The sequence below is a fragment of the Streptomyces sp. NPDC048479 genome (genome assembly GCF_040651435.1).
Taxonomy (GTDB): Bacteria; Actinomycetota; Actinomycetes; order Streptomycetales; family Streptomycetaceae; genus Streptomyces.
Genome location: NZ_JBEZKA010000027.1, coordinates 74,818 through 85,406, shown reverse-complemented (window position 1 = coordinate 85,406; position 10,589 = coordinate 74,818). Strand labels below are relative to the sequence as shown.

The window sequence follows — 10,589 nt, the reverse complement described above, 5'->3', positions numbered from 1 at the left end:
AGCCGACCGAGCAGCCGTACGGCGTCCGCGACTGCGCCTTCCGCGATCCCGCGGGCAACCTGGTCCGCATCCAGGAGCTGCGCTGAGCCGTCCGGCTATCGCAGCCATGACCTGCACAGACGGCACCGTGACGGAGCCCGCGCACGACGTCGGTGGCGGCCGCCTGGTGGCCACCGTCACCGACCCCGATGGCAACGTCCTCGGGTTGCTTCAGGACCGATGAGTGCCGACCTCCCGCTCCCGCGCTCAGCGTCGTCGCGACACCGAGCACAGCCCCACCGGCGGGAACCTGGCCACCACTCGATCTGTTCGGCTCGGGCTGGGCCACACACCCGCGACGTGTCCATGATCGAGGGCGAAGTCGAGGTCCTCGAGATCGACGCGCTGCCGCAGCAGCGGGTGACCGGTTCGCCGCGCGCGCCGGCTTCGACCCGCGTGCGCCGGCCACCCCGTACCGCTGGTCCCACATCTCCCCGCGCCGCATCCAGGCCTGGGGCGCCGCGTGGCCGGGGCCCACAGGCTCCACGGGCCGAAGCGAAGGAGGACCGGACCGTACCGCGCGAAGCTGGTTAGATCGAGCCAGGCGACGCCGACGGAGACCGCGAAGGCGGCTCCCGCCCAACAGATGGAGACATGATGAGCATGGCCACGAGGACGGACACGCAGTCGCCTGCGCTGCACGCTGCCGACAGCCACGACCTGATCCGCGTCCACGGCGCGCGCGTGAACAACCTCAAGGACGTCAGCATCGAGATCCCGAAGCGCCGGCTGACGGTGTTCACCGGTGTCTCCGGCTCGGGCAAGAGCTCTCTGGTGTTCGGCACCATCGCCGCGGAGTCACAGCGGCTGATCAACGAGACCTACAGCGCCTTCGTGCAGGGCTTCATGCCCACTCTGGCGCGGCCCGAGGTCGACGTACTCGATGGGCTGACGACCGCGATCATCGTCGACCAGCAGCGGATGGGTGCCGACCCCCGGTCCACGGTCGGCACCGCCACCGACGCCAACGCGATGCTGCGCATCCTGTTCAGCCGACTCGGGCAGCCGCACATCGGCTCGCCCCAGGCCTTCTCCTTCAATGTCGCCTCGATCAGTGGAGCGGGTGCGGTCACCCTGGAGCGCGCCGGACGGACGGTGAAGGAGCGTCGCGAATTCAGCATCACCGGCGGCATGTGTCCGCGCTGCGAAGGCCGGGGCACGGTCTCCGACATCGACCTCACCCAGCTCTTCGACGACTCCAAGTCGATCGCCGAGGGCGCGTTCACCATCCCCGGCTGGAAGTCGGACAGCTTTTGGACCGTGCGGACCTACGCAGAGTCGGGCTTCCTCGACCCCGACAAGCCGATCCGCAAGTACACCAAGAGGGAGATGCAGGACTTCCTCTACCGGGAGCCGACCAAGGTGAAGGTCGAGGGCGTCAACCTCACCTACGAGGGGCTGATCCCCAAGATCCAGAAGTCGTTCCTCTCCAAGGACCGGGAGGCGATGCAGCCGCACATCCGGGCGTTCGTGGACCGGGCGGTCACCTTCACCGCATGCCCCGAGTGCGGCGGCACTCGGCTCAGCGAGGCCGCCCGGTCGTCGAAGATCAAGAAGATCAGCATCGCCGACGCCTGCGCGATGCAGATCAGCGACCTTGCCGAATGGGTCCGCGGCCTCGACGAGCCCTCGGTGGCGCCGCTGCTCACCGCGCTGCAGCAGACCCTCGACTCGTTCGTGGAGATCGGCCTCGGCTACCTCTCCCTCGACCGGCCCTCGGGCACGCTGTCGGGCGGCGAGGCACAGCGCGTCAAGATGATCCGCCACCTCGGTTCCTCGCTCACCGACGTCACCTACGTCTTCGACGAGCCCACCATCGGCCTGCACCCCCACGACATCCAGCGGATGAACGACCTGCTGCTGCGGCTGCGCGACAAGGGCAACACGGTGCTCGTCGTGGAGCACAAGCCGGAGACGATCGCGATCGCCGACCACATCGTCGACCTCGGCCCCGGCGCCGGCACCGCGGGCGGCACCGTCTGCTTCGAGGGCACCGTCGAGGGACTGCGGGCCGGCGGCACCATCACCGGCCGCCACTTCGACGACCGGGCCACCCTCAAGGAGAGCGTGCGCAAGCCCACCGGGGCGCTGGAGATCCGCGGCGCGTCGGCGCACAACCTGCGTGACGTCGACGTCGACATCCCGCTCGGGGTGCTCGCCGTCGTCACCGGCGTCGCCGGCTCCGGGAAGAGCTCGCTCGTGCACGGGTCGATCCCCGCCGGCGAGGGCGTGGTGTCCATCGACCAGGGCGCGATCCGCGGCTCCAGGCGGAGCAACCCGGCGACGTACACCGGACTGCTCGACCCGATCCGCAAGGCGTTCGCGAAGGCCAACGGCGTGAAACCGGCGCTGTTCAGCGCCAACTCCGAAGGTGCCTGCCCCGGCTGCAACGGCGCCGGCGTCATCTACACCGACCTGGCGATGATGGCCGGCGTCGCCACCATCTGCGAGGAGTGCGAGGGGAAGCGGTTCCAGGCATCGGTCCTGGACCACCACCTCGGCGGCCGCGACATCAGCGAGGTGCTCGCGATGTCGGTGACCGAGGCCGAGGAGTTCTTCGGCGCCGGCGAGGCGCACACGTCGGCCGCACACAAGATCCTCGACCGGCTCGCCGACGTCGGGCTCGGCTACCTCAGCCTCGGCCAGCCGCTCACCACGCTGTCCGGCGGCGAGCGGCAGCGGCTCAAGCTGGCCACCCATATGTCCGAGAAGGGCGGCGTCTACGTCCTCGACGAGCCGACCGCCGGCCTGCATCTCGCCGACGTCGAGCAGCTGCTCGGCCTGCTCGACCGGCTCGTCGACTCCGGCAAGTCGGTCATCGTCGTCGAACACCACCTGGCCGTCATGGCGCACGCCGACTGGATCATCGACCTCGGCCCCGGCGCCGGCCACGACGGCGGCCGGATCGTCTTCGAGGGCACACCCGCCGACCTCGTCGCCGCCCGCTCCACCCTCACCGGCGAGCACCTCGCGGCCTACGTCGGCACCTGACCGAGGCCCTCGCGGACACCGTGGGACGATCAGGCCCAACGTGTCTTCCGCCTCTGGGCCTCGGACTTGCTGATGACGCTGGTGTGAACTCAGCGGCGGGGGAGGGGGACGACGTCCTTGGCGTCGTCCCCCTGCCCTTTGTCCGGGACCGGAGCGGGGAACGTACGGCTGAACGTGCTCAGCTCGCGGCGGAGCCGCTGGAGCTCGTCGTCCTTGGCTGCCGGGGCTGACTGGGCCGGCTGGTGACGCTCGGCGACGCCTCGTCCGGCGGCGCGTACGGTCGGGCTCCTCGCTTGGGCGGGTGCGACCGAGTAGAAGAGAGAAGGGTGCTCACGTCCGGTGCCCCAGCCGCCCGCCGCCGTGGGGCGGTGGCTTGCTCACCTCAGGGAGTCGCCCGTGAAAGCCCTCGTCGCCACCGACTACATGCCGCTGGACCGGATCACGATCACCGAGCTCCCCACACCCACCCTGGAACCCGGCCAGGTGCTGATCAAGGTCGAGGCCGCGGCACTCAACCCGCTCGACCTGAAGCTGATCACCGGCGGGGCGAAGGACCTCTTCCCGGTCGAGCACCCGCTGGTGATCGGAATGGACGCGGCGGGCACCGTCGCCGAAGTGGGGGAGGGCGTTTCCGGATACGCGCCGGGTGATCCGGTGCTCGCCTTCACCGGGCAGGCGGGCGCCGTGGCCGAGTACACGGTGGCGTCGCCCGGTCCCTTGCTCGCCCGGCGGCCTGCGGGCCTGGACAGCCTGCACGGCGCCGCCATCCCCGAATCGGGGCTCACCGCGGTCTGCCTGGTGCGCGCCGTCCGGCCCACGGAGGGCGAGAGCGTGCTGGTCGTCGGGGCGACCGGCGGCATCGGAATGTACGCCGTGCAACTGGCCCACGCACTTGGGGCCCGTGTGATCGCCACGGCCATCGCGGACGACGAGGACTATGTGCGCGGCCTCGGCGCCACCGACACCGTCGACTACAAGAACGCTGATGTGGTGGAGGAGACCCTGCGCCTGGTGCCCGGCGGCGTCGATGTCGTTGTCGACCTGGTCAACTCGGGTGAAGGACTCACGAACACCGCGCGCGCGGTCCGCCCGGGCGGCCGGCTGGTGTCGCCGCTCTTCGGGCCCGACGACCTGGGCCGCGACGTTTCGCCGGTCTACATCGGCTCCTTCCAGGCGGAGCCGGGCGATCTCGACGATCTGGCAGCCCGGGCGGCTGACGGGCGGCTGAAGGTGGAAATCGGTGCACGCTACGGGTTCGCGGACGCTGTACAGGCCGTCGCCGACTTCGCCGGGAAGCACATCCGGGGCAAGGTTGTCATCACCACCTCATGAATGACGGTCTCTGAGCGGAACCGGCATCAGGGCAGCTCACTGCAGCCGACCTACGAAAGGCGTGGCTCTCATGAAGCGCAGGATCCTCGGTGGTACGGGTATCTCGGTGAGCGAATACGCGCTGGGCGCCATGATGTTCGGCGCCTGGGGCAATGGCGACCAGAACGAATCCGTCCGCATGATCCACCGGGCGCTGGACGCAGACATCAACTTTGTGGACACCGCAGACGTCTACAGCCTGGGCGAATCGGAGGAGATCGTCGGCAAGGCGCTCAAGGGCCGCCGGGACGATGTCGTACTCGCCACCAAAGGCAGCAGCTCGATGGGCGACGATCCCAACCACAGCGGAAACTCACGGCGCTGGCTCACCCGCGCCGTGGAGAACAGCCTCCGCCGCCTGGGCACCGACTACATCGACCTGTACCAGGTGCACCGACCCGACGCGGACACCGACATCGACGAGACCCTGTCCGTCCTGTCCGATCTCGTACGCGCGGGCAAGGTACGCGCGATCGGCCACTCCACATTCCCGGCGGAACAGATCGTCGAGGCCCAGTGGGCGGCCGAGCGGCGCGGCCACATCCGTTTCCGCACCGAGCAGCCGCCGTACTCGATCCTGGCCCGGGGTGTCGAGGCCGCAGTGCTGCCCACCGCCCAGCGCTATGGCATGGGTGTGCTGACCTGGGGCCCGCTCAGCGCAGGCTGGCTCTCCGGCAAGTACGCCAGGCCGACGGACGTCAACCTCACGGCGGGCAGCGGCCGGGCGGCCCTTGAGCGGCACAAGTTCGACCCGTCGGTGCCGGGCAACGCCCGCAAGCTGGAGGCCCTCGGCGAGCTGACGACACTGGCCGACGACGCGGGCCTGAAGCTCGCGCACGTGGCGATCGCCTTCGTACGCGCCCACCCGGCCGTCACCTCGGTGATCATCGGCCCGCGGACGAGCGAGCAACTGGAGGACCTGCTGGCGGGTGTGGACGTCGGGTTGAGCGCGGACATCCTGGACCGGATCGACGACATCGTGCCTCCGGGCACGGACCTGAACCGGGACGATTTCTACTACACACCGCCGGCATTGTCCGACGCGTCCCTGCGGCGCCGCTGACGCCGGGGACGGCCCGTGCTGCCGGGGCACGTCGGAGATCGCCTGGAGGGGATCGGGGGCGGCCCCGCTGCCGTGACTCGGGGCATCGCCCTGTCCGATGCAGTGTTGACACCGGAGTCAGGCAAGGGCGGTACCCCGCACCAGGAGCAGCGCCACATCTGCCGCCGCCACGGCGACCGTCCCGGCGAACGCCGCCTTGCGCCAGTACCGGCCAAGTGCGAGCCCCGCGACCGCTGTCGGCGGCGCCGCCAACATTGCCGCCGCTCCCCATACGCCCGGGGGTCCCGTGGGTCCCAGCACCAGTACCGCCGTTGCCGCCACCAGGGGGACCGGCAACAGCAGCCGGGTGCCGCCGACGCCCAGCCGCTGCGGCAGCCCGCGCATCCCGGTCCCCAGATCATCGCCGATGTCCGGGAGCACGTCGCCCAGATGGGCCGCGATGCCGAGCAGCGCTCCGGCCGTCACGGCCCACCACTGGGGCCAGGGGTGGCCGGGTTTACTCAGGGTGACGACAGCCGGCAGGGTACCGAATCCGATCACGTACGGCAGCCAGGACAGCACCGTCGCCTTGAGCTTGAGGTTGTACATCCATGCCGCCGCCACCGCGGTCAGGTGCACCGTACCGGCGAAGAGACCACAGGCCAGCGACAGAGGCACACACAGCAGGAGGGCGGCGAACGCCGCCGCCCACACCGCGCTCCGGCCCACCGCGCCATCGGCCACCGGTTTGCCGCGGCGGCCGACCGCGGCGTCGCGCCGGGCGTCGAAGGCGTCGTTGCACCAGCCCACCGAGAGCTGGCCGGCCAGCACCGCCGCGCCGATCAGCGCGCAACGCGCCCCGCTCAGGTCGGCGCTGACGGCCAGTGCGGTAGCCAGGACGGTCACAGCGACCACGGGCCCCGGATGGCAGGACAGGGCCAGCCCCACCGCACGGCGGAGCGGCCACGCGGTCGTGCCGCATACCTGTGACTGATCCGTAGTGCCCATCGGGCGATGGTAGGCACTCCGGGACGGACGGGTGTGACAGCCGCACGGGCTACTTGAGGTGTCCTCCGCCTTTCTGCGGGCAAGGAATGGAGCCATGATGCCTCCGAAGCGGGAAGCGGGATGACCCGGATCGCGGCTGTTCACGGCTCCCTGGCACCGCACCGCCACACCCAGGGCGAGATCACCGACATGGTGGCCCGCACCTGCCTGCCACCGGGCGCCGATCGCCGCGCCCTCGATCGCCTTCACGAGAACGCGCGGGTGCGCACACGGCACATGGTGCTGCCGTTGGAGTGCTATTGCGAGCTGGATGGCCTCGGCGCGGCCAACGACGTCTTCATCGGCGCGGCGACCGATCTGGGTGCCGAGGCCGTCCGCGGTGCGCTGCGGACGGCGGGGCTGCGGCCCGCTGATGTGGACCTGCTGATGTTCACCTCCGTCACCGGAGTGGCCGCGCCGTCCATCGATGCCCGGCTCGTCGGGCGTCTCGGCCTGCGACCCGATGTGAAACGGCTGCCCATCTTCGGCCTCGGCTGCGTCGCCGGGGCCGCCGGTGTGGCTCGGCTGCACGACTACCTGCTCGGCTGGCCCGACCATGTGGCTGTGCTGCTCTCGGTCGAACTCTGCTCCCTCACCTTCCAGCGCAATGACGCGAGGCCCGCCAACCTGGTGGCGACCGGGCTGTTCGGCGACGGGGCGGCCGCTGTGGTCGCCGTCGGCGACCGCCGGTCGTCGACGGCCGGCCCGGAGGTAGTGGCCACCCGCAGCCGTATGTACCCGGACACCGAACGGGTGATGGGCTGGGACATCCGAAGCTCTGGCTTCAGGGTGGTGCTGGACGTGGCCGTCCCGGACGTCGTCCGCCGGTATCTCGCCGACGACGTCCACGGATTCCTGGAGGAGCACGGGCTCAAGCCGAAGGATGTGGCCCACTGGGTGTGCCACCCCGGCGGCCCCAAGGTCCTGGAAGCTGTCTCCGAGGTTCTCTCCTTGCCCGAGGGCGCCCTCGACGTCACCTGGCGCTCGCTGGCCGAGGTGGGGAACCTGTCGTCGTCCTCGGTCCTGTATGTCCTTCGGGACACGCTGGAGCAGAGGCGGCCCGAACCGGGAACGCCGGGTCTGCTGATGGCCATGGGCCCCGGATTCTGTTGCGAACTGGTACTGCTGCGCTGGTAGGTCGGAGGACGCATGATCTGGTACACCGCTCTGGTGCTGGCCGTCGCGGTCGAGCGCTGCGCCGAACTCGCCGTGGCGCTGCGCAACACCCGTTGGAGCCGGGCCCGCGGCGGCATCGAAGCCGGCAGCGGGCACTACCCGGCCATGGTCGCACTGCACACCGCCCTGCTGGGGGGCTGCCTCACCGAAGTCTGGCTGGCCGACCGCCCGTTCCTCCCGCTGTTCGGCTGGACCATGGTGGTCGTGGTCATCGCCGCTCAGACGTTGCGCTGGTGGTGCATCCGGACGCTCGGACATCAGTGGAACACCCGCGTCATCGTCGTCCCGGGCCTGCCTCTGGTGACCGACGGACCTTACCGATGGCTGCGCCACCCCAACTACGTCGCGGTCGCCGCCGAGGGGCTGGCGCTGCCGCTGGTCCACAGTGCGTGGGTGACTGCCGTCGGCTTCACCGTGCTCAACGCGGTGCTCATGGCTGTCCGCATCCGGTGCGAGGACGGGGCGCTGGCCTCCGCGGCGGCAGCGGACGTACGGTCGTGATCGACCTCCTGGTGGCGGGCGGAGGCCCGGCCGGCCTGGCGGCGGCGATTCACGCCGCTCGGGTGGGTATGGAAGCCGTCGTGGTCGAGCCCCGCGCCACTCCCGTCGACAAGGCGTGCGGCGAGGGAATCATGCCCAGCGGTGTGGCGGCGCTGCGTTCGCTGGGTGTCGAGGTGTCCGGCCACGACCTGCGCGGGATCCGCTACCTCGCGGGCGCCCGTCGCGCGGAGGCAACGTTCCACGGCAGCCCCGGACTCGGCGTACGGCGGACCGAACTGCACGCCGCCCTGTATCAGCGGGCCGTGGAACTCGGGGTGCGGATCGTTCCGGGCAAGGTGGGGGAGATCCGCCAGGCCCACGACCGTGTCAGCGCGGCGGGGCTGACGGCGCGGTGGCTGATCGCCGCCGACGGCCTGCACTCTCCGCTACGCCGGGAGCTCGGCCTGGACCGTCCCGGGGGTGCGTATCCGCGGCGATACGGCATGCGCCGCCACTACCGCATCGCCCCATGGACCGACTTCGTGGAGGTCCACTGGTCCCGCCACGGCGAGGCGTATGTGACGCCGGTCGGGGACAACCTGGTGGGCGTCGCCGTGCTCAGCCGCGACCGTTGTTCCTACGACGAGCACCTGACGGCGTTTCCCGCTCTCGCCGCTCTGCTCGGGGGCCGCGGGGCGAATTCGGTGCGCGGCGCCGGGCCGTTGCGGCAGCGGGCGCGGAGTCAGCGGGCCGGACGTGCCCTGTTGGTCGGTGACGCGGCGGGCTATGTCGACGCCCTGACGGGCGAAGGCATCGCACTGGCGATGGCGACGGCCGCGGCGGCGGTCAGGTGCCTGGCCGCCGTCCGGCCTCAGGCCTATCCCGCGCAGTGGGCACGGCTGACGAGACGTCACCGGCTGCTGACCGAGGGCCTGCTGAGAGCAGCTCGGTACCCCGCCACAGCACGTCTGATCGTCCCTGCGGCTCACCGCGCGCCGGCGGCCTTCAGAGCGGCGGTACACGCATTGCAGTAGGTACGGCAGCGGAATCCTGCCATGCCATATTGCCGTCCTCGGCGTCCTCGGCGTCCTCGGCGTCCTCGCCGTCCTCGCCGTCCTCGCCCCCTCGTCCCGTACTCGGTGCGAGGCCCCCTCCGCGTGGCCGCAGAGTGGACTCTGCGATGCTGAAAGGGTGCCGCCCACGCCCCGTGCTCCCCAATCCATAACGGCCGACTCCCCCCACCCCGGGGTAAGCCCCCTGCTGACCCAGTCCTGGCTGGACCTGGCATTCCTGCACTGGGCCGCCGATCCGGCAGACGTGGCACCGCTCCTGCCGGCCGAGACCGTTCCCGACACGCTCCATGGGGTCACCTACATCGGACTCGTCGCCTTCCGGATGCACCGGGTCGGCTGGTTCCGCCTCCCCGGCGTCCCTTATCTGGGTACGTTTCCCGAGACGAATGTCCGTCTCTACTCGAGGGATGCCCATGGGCGCCGCGGGGTGGTCTTCCGATCGCTCGATGCCTCCCGGCTGATCCCGGTGGCGGTCGCGCGCACGGTGTTCCGGCTGCCGTACCTGTGGTCCCGGATGGCGATCCGGCGCGACGGCGACACACTCACCTACACCAGCACGCGGCGCTGGCCAGGACCTCGAGGCGCGCACAGCCGTATTGCTCTGCGGATCGGCGAGCGCGTCGAGACCCCCAGCGAGCTCGAACACTTCTTGACCGCACGCTGGGGCATGCACAACACCTTCTTCGGACGGTCGGTGTACCTGCCGAACACGCATCCGCGCTGGCCCCTGCACCGTGCCGATCTGATCGAGTGCGACCAGGACCTGGTGGCGGCCGCAGGACTGCCCGAACCGGCGGGGGAGCCGGTGAGCGTGCTGTATTCGCCCGGCGTCCCGGTTCGCTTCGGCCTCCCGGCCCGCCCCGGCGGCATCCCTACCCCTTGAAGCGGCCGACCGTGCGCTTGGACCCGGCCGCTGCATGCGAGGCCCTGTCCGCCGGGTCATGAGTCTCGCCCCTCAATGACTGACTGTGCCCATGCCCCTCATTCCCAGGGCGTCTTGGCCGACGGATCACCGCGGCGAGGTCGTCGCGGGTGTGCTTGTCGCGGCGGTGGTCGTTGTCCTTGGATACGCCTCCGGCATCGGCGCGCCGGGGGCCGGTGCCGTGAACAGTGCCTCACCGCCGGATACCTATCCGTCGGCGCCGCCGTCCGCCTCGCTGCCATCCGCAGGTGCCCCCGAGGTGGATACCCCTGGGACAGATGTGCCCGGTATTGGTGATGGGTGGCAAGACGGCGGCGCAGGTGCGATGTTGCCGGTGACGGAGGTGCCCGGCGGGGGATCCGACCAGGATCACAGTTCTCAACCTGGCGGCCACTCAGGCCATTCGACCGGCCCCGGCCCCGGCACGCCGTCGTCGCCCGGTCCCTCG

General features: G+C 70.6%; 8 protein-coding genes and 2 pseudogenes. 9 read left to right on the top strand and 1 reads right to left on the bottom strand.

Annotated elements, in window-relative coordinates; all coding sequences use genetic code 11:
- The 5 genes and pseudogenes from AB0D12_RS32415 to AB0D12_RS32395 all read left to right on the top strand — a co-directional run.
- Window positions 1–86, top strand: a pseudogene (locus AB0D12_RS32415) (VOC family protein); the annotation flags it as partial.
- Between the two features lie 38 nt (window positions 87–124).
- Window positions 125–223: pseudogene (locus tag AB0D12_RS32410) on the top strand (glyoxalase); the annotation flags it as partial.
- A gap of 413 nt (window positions 224–636) precedes the next feature.
- Window positions 637–3,030 carry an excinuclease ABC subunit UvrA gene (locus AB0D12_RS32405; protein ID WP_362690817.1) on the top strand — a complete coding sequence of 798 codons (2,394 nt, stop codon included), beginning with the start codon at window positions 637–639 and terminating at the stop codon, window positions 3,028–3,030.
- A 396-nt stretch (window positions 3,031–3,426) separates the two neighbouring features.
- Window positions 3,427–4,362, top strand: a complete 936-nt coding sequence (locus AB0D12_RS32400) for an NADP-dependent oxidoreductase (RefSeq protein ID WP_362690814.1) — start codon at window positions 3,427–3,429, stop codon at window positions 4,360–4,362.
- Window positions 4,363–4,432: 70 nt separating this feature from the next.
- Window positions 4,433–5,464, top strand: a complete 1,032-nt coding sequence (locus tag AB0D12_RS32395) for an aldo/keto reductase (protein ID WP_362690811.1) — start codon at window positions 4,433–4,435, stop codon at window positions 5,462–5,464.
- A gap of 117 nt (window positions 5,465–5,581) precedes the next feature.
- On the opposite strand, the gene AB0D12_RS32390 is transcribed toward AB0D12_RS32395, so the two are convergent.
- Window positions 5,582–6,451, bottom strand: coding sequence for a UbiA family prenyltransferase (locus tag AB0D12_RS32390; protein WP_362690808.1), 870 nt, complete (start codon window positions 6,449–6,451; stop codon window positions 5,582–5,584).
- A 120-nt stretch (window positions 6,452–6,571) separates the two neighbouring features.
- Between AB0D12_RS32390 and AB0D12_RS32385 the strand changes: the two genes are divergently transcribed.
- The 4 genes from AB0D12_RS32385 to AB0D12_RS32370 all read left to right on the top strand — a co-directional run bounded on the left by AB0D12_RS32385 (window position 6,572) and on the right by AB0D12_RS32370 (window position 10,102).
- Complete coding sequence (locus AB0D12_RS32385; RefSeq protein ID WP_362690805.1) at window positions 6,572–7,627, top strand: 3-oxoacyl-[acyl-carrier-protein] synthase III C-terminal domain-containing protein; 1,056 nt, start codon at window positions 6,572–6,574, stop codon at window positions 7,625–7,627.
- A 12-nt stretch (window positions 7,628–7,639) separates the two neighbouring features.
- Window positions 7,640–8,167, top strand: coding sequence for an isoprenylcysteine carboxyl methyltransferase family protein (locus tag AB0D12_RS32380; RefSeq protein ID WP_362690802.1), 528 nt, complete (start codon window positions 7,640–7,642; stop codon window positions 8,165–8,167).
- Window positions 8,164–9,180, top strand: coding sequence for an FAD-dependent monooxygenase (locus tag AB0D12_RS32375; RefSeq protein ID WP_362690799.1), 1,017 nt, complete (start codon window positions 8,164–8,166; stop codon window positions 9,178–9,180). Before AB0D12_RS32380 ends, AB0D12_RS32375 begins: the two co-directional genes overlap by 4 nt.
- Before the next feature lie 157 nt (window positions 9,181–9,337).
- The gene (locus AB0D12_RS32370; protein WP_362690796.1) at window positions 9,338–10,102 is read left to right on the top strand and encodes a DUF2071 domain-containing protein; all 765 of its coding nucleotides are present in this window, start codon (window positions 9,338–9,340) and stop codon (window positions 10,100–10,102) included.
- The last annotated feature ends 487 nt before the right edge of the window (window positions 10,103–10,589 follow it).

Coding starts and splice junctions, on each gene's coding strand:
- AB0D12_RS32405 (WP_362690817.1), top strand. CDS start 637: ATGAGCATGGCCACGAGGACGGACACGCAGTCGCCTGCGCTGCACGCT.
- AB0D12_RS32395 (WP_362690811.1), top strand. CDS start 4,433: ATGAAGCGCAGGATCCTCGGTGGTACGGGTATCTCGGTGAGCGAATAC.
- AB0D12_RS32390 (WP_362690808.1), bottom strand. CDS start 6,451: ATGGGCACTACGGATCAGTCACAGGTATGCGGCACGACCGCGTGGCCG.
- AB0D12_RS32385 (WP_362690805.1), top strand. CDS start 6,572: ATGACCCGGATCGCGGCTGTTCACGGCTCCCTGGCACCGCACCGCCAC.
- AB0D12_RS32380 (WP_362690802.1), top strand. CDS start 7,640: ATGATCTGGTACACCGCTCTGGTGCTGGCCGTCGCGGTCGAGCGCTGC.